Annotated in this window: 13 protein-coding genes; 2 read left to right on the top strand and 11 right to left on the bottom strand. The window is 52.2% G+C overall.

Annotated features, from left to right (window positions below):
- Nucleotides 1–192 precede the first annotated feature (192 nt).
- The 7 genes from A3842_RS18540 to A3842_RS18510 form a co-directional block, all read right to left on the bottom strand.
- On the bottom strand, nt 193–1,377 hold the full coding sequence (locus tag A3842_RS18540; protein WP_178382375.1) for a GGDEF domain-containing protein: 1,185 nt from the start codon (nt 1,375–1,377) through the stop codon (nt 193–195).
- Between the two features lie 43 nt (nt 1,378–1,420).
- Nucleotides 1,421–2,581: a GGDEF domain-containing protein gene (locus A3842_RS18535; protein ID WP_074102319.1), complete on the bottom strand. Its 1,161-nt coding sequence runs from the start codon at nt 2,579–2,581 to the stop codon at nt 1,421–1,423.
- A gap of 139 nt (nt 2,582–2,720) precedes the next feature.
- Nucleotides 2,721–4,097: a UDP-N-acetylmuramate--L-alanine ligase gene (gene murC / locus A3842_RS18530; RefSeq protein ID WP_074086574.1), complete on the bottom strand. Its 1,377-nt coding sequence runs from the start codon at nt 4,095–4,097 to the stop codon at nt 2,721–2,723.
- 7 nt (nt 4,098–4,104) lie between these two features.
- Entirely contained in the window at nt 4,105–5,481 is a 1,377-nt protein-coding gene (locus tag A3842_RS18525; RefSeq protein ID WP_074102318.1) for a bifunctional folylpolyglutamate synthase/dihydrofolate synthase, read from the bottom strand.
- A 6-nt stretch (nt 5,482–5,487) separates the two neighbouring features.
- Complete coding sequence (locus A3842_RS18520) at nt 5,488–8,124, bottom strand: valine--tRNA ligase (protein WP_074086601.1); 2,637 nt, start codon at nt 8,122–8,124, stop codon at nt 5,488–5,490.
- A 561-nt stretch (nt 8,125–8,685) separates the two neighbouring features.
- Complete coding sequence (locus A3842_RS32610) at nt 8,686–9,954, bottom strand: LysM peptidoglycan-binding domain-containing protein (RefSeq protein ID WP_083606962.1); 1,269 nt, start codon at nt 9,952–9,954, stop codon at nt 8,686–8,688.
- 139 nt (nt 9,955–10,093) lie between these two features.
- The gene (locus A3842_RS18510; RefSeq protein ID WP_074102317.1) at nt 10,094–11,509 is read right to left on the bottom strand and encodes a glycosyltransferase family 4 protein; all 1,416 of its coding nucleotides are present in this window, start codon (nt 11,507–11,509) and stop codon (nt 10,094–10,096) included.
- 161 nt (nt 11,510–11,670) lie between these two features.
- Between A3842_RS18510 and A3842_RS18505 the strand changes: the two genes are divergently transcribed.
- Entirely contained in the window at nt 11,671–12,912 is a 1,242-nt protein-coding gene (locus tag A3842_RS18505; RefSeq protein WP_074102316.1) for a GGDEF domain-containing protein, read from the top strand.
- 144 nt (nt 12,913–13,056) lie between these two features.
- Here A3842_RS18505 and ypfJ read toward each other — a convergent pair whose 3' ends face one another.
- Nucleotides 13,057–13,905 (bottom strand): KPN_02809 family neutral zinc metallopeptidase, encoded by an 849-nt coding sequence (gene ypfJ, locus A3842_RS18500; RefSeq protein ID WP_074102315.1) that lies wholly within the window; start codon nt 13,903–13,905, stop codon nt 13,057–13,059.
- A gap of 232 nt (nt 13,906–14,137) precedes the next feature.
- Here ypfJ and A3842_RS18495 point away from each other — a divergent pair, with 232 nt between their 5' ends.
- Nucleotides 14,138–14,344 carry a hypothetical protein gene (locus A3842_RS18495; RefSeq protein WP_074102314.1) on the top strand — a complete coding sequence of 69 codons (207 nt, stop codon included), beginning with the start codon at nt 14,138–14,140 and terminating at the stop codon, nt 14,342–14,344.
- Between the two features lie 210 nt (nt 14,345–14,554).
- Here A3842_RS18495 and A3842_RS18490 read toward each other — a convergent pair whose 3' ends face one another.
- The 3 genes from A3842_RS18490 to hemB all read right to left on the bottom strand — a co-directional run bounded on the left by A3842_RS18490 (nt 14,555) and on the right by hemB (nt 17,895).
- On the bottom strand, nt 14,555–15,493 hold the full coding sequence (locus tag A3842_RS18490) for an RluA family pseudouridine synthase (RefSeq protein WP_074102331.1): 939 nt from the start codon (nt 15,491–15,493) through the stop codon (nt 14,555–14,557).
- 23 nt (nt 15,494–15,516) lie between these two features.
- Nucleotides 15,517–16,818: a glutamate-1-semialdehyde 2,1-aminomutase gene (gene hemL / locus A3842_RS18485; protein ID WP_074102313.1), complete on the bottom strand. Its 1,302-nt coding sequence runs from the start codon at nt 16,816–16,818 to the stop codon at nt 15,517–15,519.
- Between the two features lie 78 nt (nt 16,819–16,896).
- Nucleotides 16,897–17,895 carry a porphobilinogen synthase gene (hemB, locus tag A3842_RS18480; protein ID WP_074102312.1) on the bottom strand — a complete coding sequence of 333 codons (999 nt, stop codon included), beginning with the start codon at nt 17,893–17,895 and terminating at the stop codon, nt 16,897–16,899.
- Between the last annotated feature and the right edge of the window lie 58 nt (nt 17,896–17,953).

Below are 17,953 nucleotides of genomic sequence, written 5' to 3'. Positions count from 1 at the left end.
CTCCTACTCTTCAATAGTCTGATATCTATCTACTTCGTGAAGTATTTAAGATATATTACCCCAATTTGCACCGTTTTTTTGTCGTTTCATGTATTTTCCAAAAATAATTTTCAAAAAATGGATTTCCACACCAAAAAGCGCTCCTGCCCCGGCTGAGGTGAAAGAACGCTCCTGTTATTGTTGTTATTTAGGTTACGAACTCCCAAGGGTCTCCCGGCTTCGCACCACTCGGTTTCTTCCTTGCTGCTTAGCTTGATACAACGCCGTATCGCTTAGTCTGTACAGTGTATTCAAAGGAACCCGCTCCCCCGAGTGGACCGTGATGATGCCGATGCTCACCGTGTAAGGCATCGGAATGCCATCGATCACAGCATCCAGCACACAGCGGCGCAGCTGTTCGGCGGTTCTTCCACTGGTTTCCTCATCCGAGCAATGCAGCAAAACAGCGAATTCCTCACCGCCAAATCTGCCGAACAGGTCGCTATCACCAAGCTGGCCCTGTATTTTGCGGGAAAAATCCCCTAGCACCTTGTCCCCGGTATCATGTCCGTAAGTATCATTCACATTCTTGAAATGATCGATATCGAGTAATAGAAAAGAAAAGGGGATATTCCCTTTGGCCAAATCGGCAATCTTGGAGCGGGCACGCTGTACAAATGATCTGCGGTTAAGAATTCCGGTCAATTCATCGAAGGTGGCGACCCTTTCCAGCTCCGCATAGGATTGTTCGCGGGACAGAAGCATGAAACCTGAAGTGCCCAGGAACATCAGCAAATACAAACCAATATAGTACAGGGTTTGAAGGATTTCAGGAGCAAAGGAGTTTCTAGCCGCCGGCGTATAGAATGTTAAGGCTGCCCGCCCCAGCAAAGTCAGGATCACTATTCCATAGAGCAGGCCCATCATTTCCTGCAAAGGTGTTTTTTTGCCCTTTATCCCTAGGATGTAAGCTGGATACACTATAAACAACACCCCGGACAGCGTTGCCGAGGCGATGTGCAGTGGCTTGTCAGGATACAGAATATAAATAAGCAGCAGGGAAAGAGCGGACAATCCCGCCAGGGAAAAATAATAGGTTCTGACCCGGCCCGAATAGGCCCCCAGCAGTTTCAGGAGGGAAAAAGCTTCCACCGTGCCTGCCGCCAAGCTCAGGAGGACGTTAAGCGGAAGAGTGAACCGGAGGCCAAGGAAGTCCTCTTGCATCAGGATCAGCACGATAACCAGTTGAAGAAGCTTTGCCGTCACAAACAGTCCGGTGGTTCTATCTTTTGACTGGCGTGAACGATAAGCTATAACAAGAAGAACTGTAAATAAATTCCCGAAAAATAGACAAACCAGCAGTGTATTCAGATCCAGATGGACGGCTATCAAACTCACTCCTTGTTGGTGGAACCCTATGTATGCCGCTATCCCGGCCATTCTAACCAGACCGTACTACACGGTTTCGGCCTAGCTGCTTCGCCTGATACAACGCCTGGTCACTAAGCTTATACAACATGTTCAGGGAAGTGAGGGGGCCCGGAAGGACTGTAACGATACCAATACTGACTGTGTACTCCCCGGGATATGTAAAGCTGGAGGCACCCTCCTCCACGGCTTGCCTTAGCTGCTCAGCCCTGCAACCGCTGTCTTCTTCGTCAAGTCCGCAGAGTAAAACGGCAAATTCCTCTCCGCCTACTCTGCCGAACAGATCAAAGGTTTTGAGATTGCTCTGGATGGTGAACACGAAATCCTGCAGAACTGCATCGCCAACGTCGTGGCCCTTCGAATCATTCACTCTTTTAAAATGATCAAGATCCAGCAGCAGCAGAGAGAAAAATTCCTGTTTCTTCACTGCATGGGCCAGTTTCTGTTCCGCTTCCTGCATAAAAGTCCTGCGCCCCAGGATTCCAGTCAACCCGTCATAGGTTGCCATTCTTTTTAACTTCTCATAAGTGTGTTCATTGGATAAAAGAATAAAAGCTGACGAACCTACGATCAGCAAAAAGAACATGCCCAGAAAATATAAATACTGCGGCAGGTTGGGCGAGAGCGCTCCCATACCGGGTTCCAGAAACAGCGCAGTCATCGACCGGATCAGCATCACCACCGCTAAAAAGTAAAAAATGAAGCCCATCAGTCCCTGCAGAGGCGAGCCTTTTCGATTCTTCATCAAACGGAAGGCAGGATAAACCATAAACAGCACCGCCCACAGCGACGTGGTGGCTACCCGTATATTCGGTCTGTTATAAAACAAGGCAACACTTCCGTAGCTGATCACACTGCAAACGGAGATTGTCCAATAATACAACTTAGCTTTGCGTCCAAACAGCCCCGTCATCAGAAGAAGCGCAGCAATCTCCAAGCCTCCCCCGGCTAGAATCAGAGCGTTACTAAGAGGTATTGCTATATAGCGGGGCATCACATTCCATAACAGGAACGAGGACCAATAGGCCACTTGCAGCCATTTCGCAGCTATAAACAGGGTGGAGGCTTTGTCTCTGGACGAATGAAGACGATAGAAGCTTGTAAGCAAAGCCGTAAACAGATTTCCAAAGATAAATAGATATAACAGTGTTCGGATATCAAGCTGTACAGCCATAAGTCACACCACCATGTGCGGGGGAATAGATAAATGCTTGTCCTATTACAAGCAAAAACGGTATAGCCGTCCCTTTAGTATAAAGAGCGGTATCCGTTTCTGCGTAAAATGTGCAAATATTAGATTGTAGGCTTCAGGCTCAGTGTTTTTTCAGTTCCTCTGCCAGTGCGTACCCAACCTTCCAAATGTCTCCCGCTCCCATCGTAATCACGAGATCACCTGGAGCAATCCGACCCTGCAAGTCAGCTAATACAGCTTCCTTGGTCGGCAGATGCCTTGCGCTGGCATTGCTGTTCTGAACAATTAATTCCACCAGCTTGGCGGAACTGACACCTTCGATCTGCTTCTCTCCGGCCGGTGAATAAATGTCAGTGAGAATCACTTCATCGGCTTCACTGAACGCACGGCTGAAGGCATCCAGCAGGAAAAAGGTCCGTGTATAGCGCTGGGGCTGGAATACGGCAATAATCCGTTTGCCCGTTGCCTTGGCTGCGCTGATGGTTGCCTGAATTTCTGTAGGATGATGCGCATAATCATCGATGACAAGAATATCATTGATCTCCCCGAGCACTTGAAAGCGGCGTTTGGCGCCATGGAATTTCACGATGGACTCTGCGATCGCCTGGAATGGAATTCCGGCTTTCAGACAGGCAATCACTGCTGCCATGGAGTTGTACAGATTGTATTTTCCGGGTATGGACAGCTCAATGCGTCCCAGCACCGTACTGCCAAAATTCATGGTATAGGCCACCTGCCGGTCACCTAAAACGATGTCCGTCGCAATGTAATCTGCTACACCCGAATGAATGCCGTAGGTGATGACGCTGCCTTTGACCTCAGGCAACAGCGAGGTTGCTGTTTCATCATCCGCACATACAATCGCCGTACCGTCCTCACGCATCTGATTCATGAATTGAACGTAAGCAGCCTTCAAGCGGCCAAAATCACCCCCGTAATTCTCCAGATGATCCGCTTCAATGTTCGTTACGATCCCCAGCCAAGGATGGTACTGCAGGAAGGAGCCATCGCTCTCATCCGCTTCGGCCACGACGTACTCCCCTTGTCCGGCCTTGGCATTCGTGCCGACATTCATAATTTCCCCACCGATAATATAAGTAGGGTCCACTCCGCAATCTTCCATAATCAACGCAATCATGGAAGAGGTCGTGGTTTTGCCATGCGCACCGGCAATGGCTACGCCCTTGCGTTCATTCAGCAGCCGGGCCAGCATTTGCGAGCGGTGCAGGACCGGAATCTTGAGCCGTTCCGCTTCTACCCATTCCACATTATCACTTGAAAGGGCCGTGGAGTATACGACAAGATCCGCGCCTTTTACCTGCTCGGCCGTATGTCCAATATACACTTTGGCGCCTTTGGCTATTAATTTCTCGGTCAGTTCCTGAGCCACCACGTCGGAGCCCGTTACCGTATATCCCATTTCCAGCATTACCCGGGCAATCGCGCTCATACCATAGCCGCCGATCCCTATAAAATGCACACGTTCAGTAGTATCCAACAGTTCGTCACCAGCCTTTTTCAGAATTGGGTTGCCGTAAAAGCGTACTGCGCACATCAGAAATCAAATACAGCGTTCCGGAGACGACTGCAAGGTCTTTCTCCGCTGTGATCGACTGCAGAAGCTGCAGCGCCCTACCCCAATCATGTTCTACTATAATTACCAAATTTTCTTTGGCATATTTCTCCCGCAGACGTTCTGCGATAGCCTGCAGATCTTCCGCGTCCATTTTCTTCCGGAAATCCGGTTCGGTCAGGATGAGCGTATCCACTATAGGCAGTATATGCTTGAAGTATGACTCATGATGCTTATTTGCCAGCATCCCCATGAGCAAATTTAATTGATTGTACTTGTAAAACTGCGGCAAACTTTTGGCCAGACTCTCCGCGCCTTCGGGGTTATGTGCCCCATCCAGCACGATCCGCGGCGAAGAATGCACTTCCTCGAGTCTTCCCGCCCAAAAGGTGCTGCGGAAGCCTTGCTGCACATCCTCGTCTTCCAGCATAAAAGCCATGTATTGACGCAAGACCTCCAGCGCCATCATCGCTCCGGCTGCATTACTGAGCTGGTGCTCGCCCTTCATTGCGATGTCAAGCTCAAGCGAACGGAAAGGACCCTTGAAGGTAAAAGACTGCAGGCCTTCCTTGAATGTAGCGTTGCTGTAGCTGAAATCATCTCCGGCAAGGTAGAGTGTGGACCTGCTGGCAGCAGCTTTTGCCTTGAGTACTGCGATTGCTTCCGGCTGGCTAACACAGCTGACGGCAGGAACACCCGGTTTGATGATCCCGGCTTTTTCACCCGCAATCTCTTCTACAGTATCCCCCAGAACATCGGTGTGATCGTGACCGACATTTGTAATGATAGACACAATCGGGGTTACAATATTCGTTACATCCAGCCTTCCCCCAAGACCAGTCTCCCATACGACAACATCGGGGTAGCAGACTTCCGCATAATAGAGAATGGCCAGAGCGGTAGCAACTTCAAACATTGTGGGTGAGCCCAGCTCAGTCTGTGCAATCTCTTCGACCAGCGGATGCAACTTGTTCGCAAGCTCTGCCAGCACCTCTTCAGGAATATCCGTTCCATTGTACTGAAAACGGTTCGTGAATTTGGTGATGTAAGGGGACGTGAAGGTGCCCACGCTGTACCCGCTGTTCATGAGTACACTGGTCAAAAATGCACAGGTCGAGCCTTTGCCGTTCGTACCCGCCACATGAATGAATTTCAGCTTGCGCTGGGGCTGGCCCAGTAACTCCATCAGCCGTTTAATCCGTTCCAGGCCTGGGCGGATGCCGAAAGGAATCAGGCCGTTAATCCAATCCACTGATTCTGTATAAGAACTTAAGGGAGCGGTTCCGCCGCTCCCGATCCACTCATCCATAGTCGATTATCCTCTCAGCTCTGCGATGCGGGCTAGCACTTTTTCACGTTTGGCAGAGTAATCCGCCTGCTTTGCCCGTTCCTCTTCGATGACTTTAGCTGGCGCTTTGGCGACAAAGCCCTGATTGCCGAGCTTCTTCTCCACGCGCTCTACTTCGCTGTTTAGAAGTTGCACTTCTTTTTCCAGTCGGGTAATCTCCTGTTCGATATCAATCAGACCTGCAAGCGGCAGCAGCAGCTCTGCTCCCGTAATCACAGCGGACATGACCTTATCCGGTGTTTGCGGATTAAGGCCTGCCTCGAAGGAAGAGGTGTTACAGAAACGCCCAATGTAGTTATCGTTGCGGGCGATAATGCTTAGTGTTTCTTCGCTCGCGGCTTTGATGATCAGCTCTACCTTTTTGCTCATCGGAACGTTGACTTCAGCACGGACATTGCGGACCGCACGGATCACATCCATCAGCAGGTTCATTTCCGCCACAGCCTGTGGCTGCTCCAGTGCAGCTTCGTACTTCGGCCATTCGGCCAGCATAATGGTATCCCCTTCATGCGGCAGATGCTGCCAGATTTCCTCAGTGATGAACGGCATGAACGGATGAATCAGACGCAGCGTACGGTCAAGCACATAGGCAAGCACTGATTGAGTCTTAGCCTTGGCCGCAGCATCCTCACCATACAGCGTAAGCTTGGAGAACTCGATGTACCAGTCGCATAGGTCATCCCAGATGAAGTTGTACAAGAGACGGCCGGTCTCGCCATACTCGTACGCGTCAATTAGACGCGTAATATCACGAGAAGTTTCGTTCAAACGATGTAAAATCCAGCGGTCTGCTGTCGAAAGCTCACCCGTAATGTCAATATCTGCAAAGTTTACGCCCTCCAGATTCATGAGCGCAAAGCGCGAGGCATTCCATATTTTGTTGGCAAAGTTACGGGCCTGCTCGACCTTTTCAATACGGAAACGAAGATCCTGGCCGGCGGTGATACCCGTGGAAATCATATAACGCATGGCATCCGCGCCATATTGTTCAATAACATCCAGCGGATCAATCCCGTTACCGAGCGACTTGGACATTTTGCGTCCTTCTGCATCTCGTACCAAACCATGTATCAGCACATCGGAGAACGGCTTCTTCCCTGTAAATTCAAGCGCGCTGAAGATCATCCGGGCTACCCAGAAATAGATAATATCGTAAGCGGTAACCAGCACATTGTTCGGAAAATAACGCTGATAGTCGCTGCTGTTCTCATCCGGCCAGCCCATTGTGGCAAACGGCCACAGATTGGAGCTGAACCAGGTGTCAAGAACGTCCTCATCCTGCTTCAAGTCATCAAGTCCGCTGATTTCGCGGGCTTCCTCTTCGGTATCTGCTACAAATACTTCACCCGTAGATTCCGAGTACCATGCCGGAATGCGGTGTCCCCACCACAGCTGGCGTGAAATACACCAGTCACGCACATTTTCAATCCAGTTCAAATAGGTTTTCTCAAAACGCTCCGTAACGAAGTTAACTCCGGACCCATCCTTTTGTGCGGCGATGGCTGCCTCGGCCAGCGGCTTCATCTTTACAAACCACTGGGTGGACAGATAAGGCTCAACTACGGCTCCTGAACGTTCGCTGTGTCCAACCTGGTGTACATGGTCTTCAATGGACACCAGAACGCCCTGTTCCTTGAGGTCCGCGACGATATTCTTGCGGCATTCACTACGATCCTGGCCCTGGTAAGGGCCGGCTTCTTCGTTCATCGTCCCGCTCTCATCCATCACATTGATCTGCGGCAGATTGTGGCGCAGTCCCACCTCGTAATCGTTCGGGTCATGGGCCGGGGTGATCTTCACAGCCCCGCTGCCGAATTCCTTATCAACATAATCATCGGCAATAATCGGGATCTCTCTTCCAATGATCGGCAGAATCAGCGTTTTGCCAATAAGATCTTTATAACGTTCATCCTTAGGATGTACCGCTACCGCTGTATCGCCAAGCATGGTTTCCGGACGTGTGGTTGCTACCGTAATGAAGCCGGTGCCGTCTTTAAGCGGGTAACGAAGGTGATACAGATGTCCGTTAACTTCCTTATATTCCACTTCGATATCAGACAAAGCCGTACGTGCGGCCGGGTCCCAGTTAATAATCCGTTTCCCTCGGTAGATCAGGCCTTTGCGGTACAGCTCAACAAAGACTTGGCGTACCCCTTTGGTCAATCCTTCGTCCAGAGTAAACCTCTCGCGCGAATAGTCCAGAGACAGCCCCATTTTGGCCCATTGTTCATGAATGGTCTCGGCATACTGGTCCTTCCAGGACCATACCTGCTCCAGGAATTTCTCACGTCCCAAGTCATGCCGGGAAATGCCCTGCTGGCGCAGCTTCTGCTCCACCTTCGTCTGGGTCGCGATACCGGCATGGTCTGTTCCCGGCAGCCATAGCGTATCGAAGCCCTGCATCCGCTTCGTGCGGATCAGAATATCCTGCAGCGTGAAATCGAGCGCATGCCCGATATGCAGCATGCCCGTCACATTCGGCGGGGGAATAACAATACTGTAGGCTTCTGCTTCCGGACGTTTACCGGCTTCAAAGAAGCCATGCTCCATCCAGTAAGCATACCATTTCTGCTCTGCCGCCTTCGGATCATATGTGGTCGGCATATCGCTTTGTTTGCTGCTTGGCGCTTGTGGCTGTTCCGCATCCTGCAAATCAGTCAGCTCAGCCGTTCTGTTCTTGTGGTCAGCCATAGTTGAACCCTCCATTTGAATAACAAGTTATAAACACAAAAAGACCCTTCGTCTCAAAGGACGAAAGGTCATTCTTTCGCGGTACCACCTTTGTTTCGCACTATACAAAAAATAAACCCTCGCCCCGGTTCCTCACGGTTCCAAAAGCTTAGCGCGACACTCATGCAGATAACGGCTGCGTCCGGCCACATCCTACCCTGTGCATCACATCTGCGCAACAGGCTTAGAAGGGCGACTCCGGGGCGACTTCGGGGGCTGCATCCTGCGGAAATTCACAGCAACTACAAATTCCGCTCTCTGAAGGGCTAACCGCCTACTCTTCCCGTTCCCAGTCTTTTGATTTTACTTAATCCCATAATACATTCAGTACTATTCCTAGTCAACCAGCATATGCACAACTGCGATTCATATACTATACCCCATCCCACGCAAAAATCCCGGCCGCACCCGGCCGGGACTCTTACTTAAGCCATCTCAGGGGATGTACAATACCTGACCTTCCTCTACATTCTGTCCGGAGAGTCGGTTGTACATCACCAATTCCCTTGTACTTAGCTGATATTTCTCTGCAATCGTGTCCAATGTTTCTTCCCGCTGGACAATGCAGAGCCGGACTTTGCGGAACAAGTCCGCGCTGCCCCGGCCCCCGATGAACCGGCTTTTCCATTCTGTATTATTACCGGTATCCGGTGCTGCTGCTGGCGGTGCCGGCGCCGGGGCATGCTGTTCCTCCTGTTCCTTCCGGGCCCGGCTGGAGCTGAGAAGGGAAGAGAATGTAAGCTGCTCCCGTTCTTCTTCCTTCGGTTCTTTTTTGCTGCCAAGACCAATTTTCAGGTCAGGTTTCTCCTCGGATACAGGCTCTACATCGGGAGATGCAAAAGCCCCATTGTTCTCATTCTCCTGCTGGGGTTCTGCTACAGCTTCAGCTTCATCCGGCAAGCTTGCTGCCTTCTCCACAGCTTCCGCGAGGTGTGGAGGCTCTTCCTGATACACAGAATGGATCTCTAGAGCTGGCTCACCCGCCTTTGCCTCCAGGACATCATAACCGGTATGAGCATCGAGACTGTGAGTCCGGACTTTGGCTTCCTTGTCCTTTGGCTGTGGCTCAGCTACTGCGGCAGGCTGGTTGTAACCCTCCTCTGCCGGAAGCTCCGAATTCGGCAGAGGAGCCGAAGCCTCGACACCGACAGCATTGCCATGCCCGCTTCCTTGATCATGTGCCGTAATGTCAGTTGCTCCTTCGCCATAGGTCCAGAGCGAATTCTCATAGAGTGCATCATTCTCATGCTCAATCTTGTCAGCAGGAGCTACCTCTAACCGCTCCTCATCTTCAGCAGAATAAGCTACTGTATATTCCTCCTGCTGCCAGGCTGGCTGCGTATCACCGCTCCCGATTCCGCGCAAGGATAGTACGCCTGTGATATTGACTGTACGCATCGTAAGCAGGTCAATATCAAAATTCTCGATCTCCACCCCTATGTCTTCAAGCGAGCTGACCCGTGTCAGCGGAACTGTGATTTCTACGGGAATCGCATGCTCCAAACGCTGGGTCCGGTCATCTTCTCCTCGGTAGAGCCCGGTAAGCAGCAATTGACCATACAGCTCGGCACGGTCCTCCCGCTGAATTACCTGGATGTCCGGGATCAGCTCAACCTCTTCCAGCTCAGCGATTCCCGGAAGTTCTGCAGGCAGATGAATGCGTTCATAAATATCAAACCGCAAGCCGTGGGACTGGTCAAACACGGGAAATGTCCTCCTTCTTGGCATAATCTAACCCTGAGACAAGCCCAGAGCATAAGCCCAAAATGTTACTCCCCTCATGTATATGCTTAAATCCGTAAGGCATGACAACTTTGGACACAGCCTATACCAGGGAATGCCTCTACTCTTTGAGAGCCATTTGGGCATCAGGAATGCAATAATCCTGCGGAAGCCCCTCACGCAGAGCATGAGCCAGCGGACGGTCAGGGGGCATATGTTCCAAAATATCGGCAGGATGAAATGCCTGAGGTAGTCTAATACGCCCCTCACCTTTATTGAACCTTCTGGGAGCGGGATAACTACTCTGCCCATGCTGCATCGACAGGGCTTCATGATACGCCTTCAGTGTCCCCGCTGCCATGCCATCCAGTGTACGGTTATGCTCAGCCCAGCTACGGGCCTGCTTCCCTGTCCGCAGCCGCAGTTCGTCATCTTGAAGCAACTGTTCCAGCTGCACCGCCAGTGCCATGGAATCCTCTGCCGGTACGACAAATCCTGTGACCCCTTGCTGCACCATTTCCGGCATCCCCGCCGTTCCGGCTACAACCGGCGCAATTCCGGCAAGCTGAGCCTCCGTCACCGAAAAAGGCTGTGTGTCCTGCAGGCTGGGCTGCACATAAATATCCGCGGCGGTCAGTGCAGCTGGAATATTGTCCATTTTCCCGGTGAAAAATACCCGCCCCTGCATTCCCTGGTCCAGCACCTGCGCCTGCAATTCTTCTGTAAGGCTGCCAATTCCGGAAATTGCACATACCCAGTCCTGACGGCTGTGCTGCAGAATTGCCAGAGCCGCAATCAGCACATGTACTCCTTTGATATATTCGAGACGTCCGGCGTACATAATTACTTTGAGCCCGTCTCCAAACTTAAGCGGGGCCGGGAGCGCTGCCTTCGCATCGTACTGCTTCACATCAATTCCATACGGCAGTATACGAATTGGCGCTTCACCCGCATCCTGCCGGTTCACCAGCCTTGCTATCCAGTCCGAAGAAACCAGAATAAGGTCAGAGGACCGGACCCCCATTCCCTCGAGCCGGCGGAAATACCGCCAGATGGCCCGTTTTTCATACTCTTTTCGGGTAAGCGCCGGTTCGAGGCCTTTATATTCAAAATAGGATTCATACGCCAGCGCTCCGTGAAAGCTCGAGACCAGAGGCTTACGCACCTTCATGATCCGCCGGAGAGCATAGGCAGAAATAGGGTCCTGCGCATGGATCACATCATACTTCTCCAGACCGAGAACCGCTGCCCCGCCTTCAAAGACGTAACGGCCCAGCTCAAAGCTGAAGATACCATGCTCCAGATGCAGATGGGGAAACCGGTCCTTATCAAGCTGTGGCAGCAGCACGTTATAGAGAGTTTTTTTGTCAAAGAAAGTTCCCTGGTCCAGCAGATACAGCGTATGATCTTCTGCACGGCTTCCCATCAGTGTAACCTCATGTCCATACTCATTCAGCTTGTCAGCCAGCTGCTTCATATATGTCCAAATCCCGCCCATATTCGTAAGCCCCCAATAGGTGACCAGCAGTATCTTCATCCGCTTCTCTCCCCGGTTCCAAAAATAAAACGAACAAAATATTATATGAACTTCCCTCATGCCGGGACATGGACAAATGGCGAATTTTCTAAAATAACTTTTAATCACAACCCGAAATTTTCGGGTATAATCGGAATAACTCCTGAAAGGAAATCAACGTTATGTCCAAAGCAAGGGTATTTGACCTTTTTCTGTTTTTTGCCTCTGTGGCCATAGCTTTCGGCGCGAGGCACGCTATAGTGCTAGACCATACATATCTCAAAGCTCTGATCTTATATTGGGCTTTTTCAAGTATTTATTATCAACTGCGCATTGTGACCCGAAGCGGCAATTCGAATATAGATTACGCGATCAGCTACACCTCCTCTTTCGGGGTTTTCGCAGGGCCTATGGGCACACTTCTGTTCGAGGTACTATACCGGTTTACGGTGTTTTTCTATAAAAAGAAGACCAAAACCGCGGACCCCGGAGAATTTCTGGACACCTTTTACAATATTGGTTCCTTTACGATTGGCGGTTCGGGTGGGTACTACCTGTACACGCTGCTCCATCCTTATGCCGCACATATGCCACTGGGCTACTGGCTGCTGTTTCTTCTGGTAGTCTGTGTGACGACGCTCCTGTCGGCGAGCTTCCTGACGCTTACCTTTGCACTCTCAGGTGATATCACCACCCGCAAAGAAGCTATGGACCTGCTGCTGCACAACAGAAATCTGCTGGACTTCAGCAAGGTAACCTTGACGAATGCTTTGCTGCTGCGGCTGCTGCAGATGGAGAAATGGGAAATGCTGATTGCGCTCTTCCTGCTGAACTATGTCGTGAGCATCTCCTTCTATTCCAAATCACAAAGCGCCCAGCATAAATTTGAACGGGACAAGTTCGAGCAGATGGCCTACCGCGACTTTTTGACCGGAACCTTCAACCGCGCCCATATGGATAAGATGATGAAGGAGCTGAACCACAGCAATGAGTGCATCGGTATCGTGGTGGCGGACATCGACCGGTTCAAAAAAATCAACGATACCTATAACCACGCCGTCGGTGACCGGGTGATCATCCACTTTGCCAATACGCTAAAGTCGCATATGCAGGAAGAGGACATTCTGTTCCGCAGCGGCGGCGAGGAATTCACCATGTTCCTGAGACACAAATCCTTTGAGGACTGCCACACGCAGATTCAGGGAATTCTGGACACGATTGCCGGACACAGCGTCACTGCCGAGTATGAGGACCAGCGGATCAATGTTGTGTATTCAGCTTCCTTTGGCCTGTATTATTACAAGGCGGAAGTGGGGCAGCGGACCTCTATGGAAAAAGGGTATGTGTATGCCGACCAGCTGCTGCTGGAATCCAAGAAGCTTGGCCGTAACCGGCTGTCGTATAAAAATGAACTGGAAGCCTGAGCGGGCAGATGCCCTGTTGTAGCTGCATTGTCTTTTTCAGGGACGGTACCTTTTTTACATAAAACGGCTGCGCCGTCCTTTACTGGACAGCGCAGCCGTTTTGAGGTTCGAGGTTTATGAAGTTGTTGGCCTCACCTGCTTCCCCTAAAGCTCGGTAGCGTTAAAGGTATCGCCGCCCTCAATGGTACCTGAATGGAAGCCTGTGTAGAACCAGCGCTTGCGCTGCTCTGAAGTGCCATGGGTGAAGCTGTCGGGCACCGCATAGCCTTGGGCCTGCTTCTGAATCGTGTCGTCGCCGACCGCACTCGCCGCCGTCAGCGCCTCATCCAGATCGCCCTCTTCCAGCAGATTCATCCCCTGGGCATGCTTGGCCCAGACGCCGGCCAGATAATCGGCCTGAAGCTCAAAACGGACCTGGTATTTGTTATATTCCTTCTCGCTCAAGCTCTGACGGACCGAATCCAGTTTCTCCGTAGTGCCGAGCAGCGTCTGTACATGATGTCCCACTTCGTGGGCAATTACATAGGCCATGGCGAAATCTCCCGGTGCCTGGAAGCGCTGCTGCAGCTCGTCGTAAAAACTGAGGTCGATGTACAGCTTGGCATCACCCGGACAATAAAACGGCCCCACCGCCGATGTTGCTGTGCCACAGGCCGAATCTACACTGCCAGTATAGAGCACGAGCGTCGGGTCCTGATATGTCTTCCCCTCTTCCTGGAAAACCCCGGACCACACTTCCTCCGTATCCGCCAGCACAACGGATACAAAGTCGGCCAACTCTTTCTCCTGAGCCGTCTGTTCATAAGGTGCCGAAGTATTCGTGCCGCTGGACGTGAGACCACCAAGAATATCACCGGCATTCCCTCCGCTGAGCAGCGTTACAATCACAACAATAATGATTCCTCCGATTCCGCCGCCGATCACCTTTCCGCCGCCGCCCATCCCCCGGCGGTCCTCCACATTCGAGCTGCCCCTTCTACCCTGCCATTTCATGGTGTTCCTCCCATCATATAAACACTATCCAGTCACGCAAATGAATCTTATTTCTATTAGTGTTATTACCCAAAATCCGTTAGCTTGCTTTACTTCACAGCATCCAGTTTCTTACATGCTATTGGCTTTACCTACCGTTCGGGCTGGACACACTTATGGTCCTGTATTTCAGGGTTTCACCAACAAAGACTGGCGGGAATATACTTTAAAAATTAGAAAGGAGGCTGATTGCATGATTAGTGCTGATCCCGTATATCAAATTCTGAAAGGATTTGAACAAAAGCAGGAGGCGGCATACCCGCATGCCAGTGGTGTGGACCCCCGGGATTTCAGAACGGTGATGAAGCATATCTATGAAGCCGGTTATATCGATGCAGGCAAACTGACTCAAGCGGGTCAAGGCTATATTCAGGCGTATGAGCGCCGGCTTAACATCTGATCGGCGAGACACGCAGCAGAATCCGGTATAAACAGCCGCTACCTTCGGGAATCCGCTTCAGAATGTCATACGTCGAACAAGAGCCCCCCAAGGCTGTGCCGGAGCGCAGCCTTGGGGGGCTCTTGACTTCAGTAAATGGGTTATCGTGATGAGCAGGCTCACGGGAACAGTATGAGCCCGGACCTTATAAACCCCTCATCACCAGGGCATTCAAACCTGCAGATCTGCTCCCAGCTGTTCATGCAAGAGCAGCATATCCTCAGGCCATGGATCGGCCACTTCAAGCTGTTCTTTGGTCCATGGATGATTGAACGCAAGTATTTCACCATGCAGTGCCTGTCTTCCGACACCGCCGGAATGGGGACGCCGACCTGCATTCCAGGCCGGACCGCCGTACAGAGCATCTCCGAACAGCGGATGGCCCATGTGGCTTAGATGGACACGGATCTGATGCGTCCGCCCGGTTTCGAGCTGCACCTTAAGCACGGTACCGCCCTGCAGAACCTCCCGGCCAACGATCCGCGTCACCGCATCCTGCCCGCCCGGAGAGACCCGCCGGCGTGCCGCATGATGACGGTCGCGGCCAATCGGGGCATCAATTACCTTCAGCCTAGGTGGCACGACGCCTTGCACGATCGCGGCGTACAGCCGCGAGACGGATTTGGCACGCATAGCCTCATCAAGCACAAGCTGTGCATACTCATTCTTCGCATACAGCACTGGACCTGTTGTGTCCTTGTCCAGACGGTGAATATGGCGTACGGCGACTCCCCCGCCCGAAGCCGCATAATGGGCGGCAACCCCATGATCCAGAGTGATCTCATTCCCGCTGCCATCGGGGTGAACCGCCATGCCCGCAGGCTTATGGACAACGAGGCAGAAGTCATCCTCGAACAACACTTCAAGTGACGTCCACGCCGGCTCAATGCCCGCCTCACGGTAAGGGAACAATCCCAGCCGAAGGCGGTCTCCCTTCCACTGTACGCCGCCCTCGCGGCGTAATCTAGAATGGAGCTTAGCGGGCATGCCCACGGTTTCCAGCAGCCACTGATCTATGGCCGCTGCCGGATCTGAGGCCGAGGTAATTACCCGTCCAGGCATGGCCTCCAGCCATTCTCCGCGGCGGGTCCAGGACCCGCCACCCGTCACGGATAACGGCTCCTTCTCTGCCGTCACAGGGATTTCAAGGCCTGATAATGGGCCTCCAGCGTATCATCAATATCCTGCTCGCTGTGTGCGGCAGAGACGAACATGCCTTCAAATTGTGAAGGCGGAACACTGATGCCCTGATCCAGCATTTTACCGAAATACGCCCGGAACCGGTCCAGATTACTGGCTTTGGCTGTATCATAATTGATGACCGGACCTTCAGTAAAGAATGGGCAGACCATGGAGCCCACACGGTTAATGGTTAGCGGAATGCTTGTATCCACCGCGTTGCGCATAAGTCCTGCCTCCAGACGCGCACCGAGAACTTCCAGACGGTCGTACACCTCCGGTGTCAGTAGTCTAAGTGTTGTCAGACCCGCTGCCATCGCAAGCGGATTGCCGCTGAGCGTCCCCGCCTGGTAGATTGGTCCGGTTGGAGCAATCTGCTCCATGATTTCCCTTTTGCCGCCATAAGCGCCTACCGGAAGGCCTCCGCCAATCACTTTGCCGAAGCAGGTAAGATCCGGCTCCATGCCGAACAGCCCCTGGGCACAGCCCCGGTTCACCCGAAATCCGGTCATGACCTCGTCAAAAATAAGCAGCGCACCGTAGCCCGTAGTCACCTTGCGCAGCCCCTCCAGAAATCCCGGAAGCGGGGGCACTACGCCCATATTCCCGGCAATCGGTTCCACAATTACAGCAGCAATCTCATTGCCGAAGCGTTCGAAGGCAATTTTGACCCCTTCCAGGTCATTGTAAGGCACGGTTATCGTATTCATGGCCACGCCTTCAGGCACACCGGGACTATCCGGTAGTCCAAGTGTAGCTACGCCTGATCCGGCTTTGATTAGCAGACTGTCTGCATGGCCGTGGTAAGAGCCTTCGAACTTGAGGATTTTGCTTCTTCCGGTATACCCCCGTGCCAGCCGGATCGCACTCATGGTAGCTTCGGTTCCGGAATTGACCATGCGCACGATATCAACCGAATGAACCCGACCGACCACGGTTTTGGCCATTTCCGTCTCCAGCAGTGTCGGTGCGCCAAAGCTTGTCCCTTTGACTGCCGTCTCCTGCAGCGCCTTGACCACTTCAGGGTGGGCATGGCCCATAATCAGCGGACCCCACGAGCAGACGTAGTCAATAAAGCTGTTCCCGTCGATATCATAAATGCGTGAACCCGCGCCATGATCCACATAGACCGGGGTCAGCCCCACAGATTTGAACGCCCGGACCGGACTATTCACTCCGCCGGGGATATACTGCTTGGCTTCATCAAAAGCCTTGCGGGAAGCCTCTTCCCGCCGCGCCAAAGGCAATTTGCTCATTGTCACCACTCCTGTCCAGTTCGTATTGTGCTATAGATATGACCCGGCTACTGCCAGGTACAGTAGCATTCAGCCCTGTTATCTGCGCAGCCAGCGGGCTGCATCCTTGGCAAAATAGGTAATAATGATATCCGCGCCGGCGCGTTTCATCCCGGTCAGCATCTCTAGCACGACAGCCTGTTCATCAATCCAGCCTTGCAGAGCCGCCGCTTTGACCATGGAATATTCACCGCTCACATTGTAAGCCACCAGCGGCAGATCGAATTGATCACGGATGGTGCGGATCACATCCAGATAAGCCAAAGCCGGTTTCACCATCAGCATATCCGCACCCTCAAGCACATCTGAATCCGCTTCGCGGATCGCTTCGCGCAGGTTGGCCGGGTCCATCTGGTAGGTTTTGCGGTTTCCGAACTGCGGTGCGGAGTCAGCGGCTTCACGGAACGGCCCGTAGAAGGCCGAAGCATATTTTACCGAATATGACATTATCGGCACATGCTCAAATCCGTTCTCATCCAGTCCGGCACGGATCGCATGCACGAACCCGTCCATCATATTCGACGGAGCGATAATATCCGCACCCGCCTGAGCCTGAGACACTGCCGTGCGGGTCAACAGGTTCAGCGAAGCATCGTTAATCACATCGCCATGCACCACGCCGTCCACCGTATGGGTATGAACCATGCCGCAATGTCCGTGATCCGTGAATTCACAGAGACAGGTATCGGCAACCACGAGCAGCTCAGGGTACCACTTTTTAATCAGCCGTGTGGCTTCCTGCACAATGCCATCCTCAGCAAACGCAGACGAGCCGACCGCATCCTTAGTTTCGGGAATCCCGAACAGCAGTACAGCCGGAATGCCCAGCGCCGCAATCTCATCCACTTCCGCCTTCAGCGTATCCAGCGAAAAATGATACACGCCCGGCATCGAGCTGATCTCACTTTTCACACCTGCTCCATAGGTGACAAAAATCGGCTGGATGAAATCCAGCGTATTCAGGATCGTCTCCCGCACCATCCCCCGAATTCCTGCTGTTCCGCGCAAACGGCGGTGTCTTGTAATTGGAAACCCCATGATATTATCCTCCTGTACAGTACATATATAAACCCAAATCGAGTGAAGGCAAAACCCA

The organism is Paenibacillus sp. P3E, assembly GCF_001909045.1.
Classification (GTDB): domain Bacteria; phylum Bacillota; class Bacilli; order Paenibacillales; family Paenibacillaceae; genus Paenibacillus_AQ; species Paenibacillus_AQ helianthi.
Note: the sequence above shows the minus strand (reverse complement) of the source record. Positions and strands in the feature narration are given on the sequence as shown.

Coding starts and splice junctions, on each gene's coding strand:
- A3842_RS18535 (WP_074102319.1), bottom strand. CDS start 2,581: ATGGCTGTACAGCTTGATATCCGAACACTGTTATATCTATTTATCTTT.
- A3842_RS18525 (WP_074102318.1), bottom strand. CDS start 5,481: ATGGATGAGTGGATCGGGAGCGGCGGAACCGCTCCCTTAAGTTCTTAT.
- A3842_RS18520 (WP_074086601.1), bottom strand. CDS start 8,124: ATGCCGACCACATATGATCCGAAGGCGGCAGAGCAGAAATGGTATGCT.
- A3842_RS18510 (WP_074102317.1), bottom strand. CDS start 11,509: ATGAAGATACTGCTGGTCACCTATTGGGGGCTTACGAATATGGGCGGG.
- A3842_RS18505 (WP_074102316.1), top strand. CDS start 11,671: ATGTCCAAAGCAAGGGTATTTGACCTTTTTCTGTTTTTTGCCTCTGTG.
- ypfJ (WP_074102315.1), bottom strand. CDS start 13,905: ATGAAATGGCAGGGTAGAAGGGGCAGCTCGAATGTGGAGGACCGCCGG.
- A3842_RS18495 (WP_074102314.1), top strand. CDS start 14,138: ATGATTAGTGCTGATCCCGTATATCAAATTCTGAAAGGATTTGAACAA.
- hemL (WP_074102313.1), bottom strand. CDS start 16,818: ATGAGCAAATTGCCTTTGGCGCGGCGGGAAGAGGCTTCCCGCAAGGCT.
- hemB (WP_074102312.1), bottom strand. CDS start 17,895: ATGGGGTTTCCAATTACAAGACACCGCCGTTTGCGCGGAACAGCAGGA.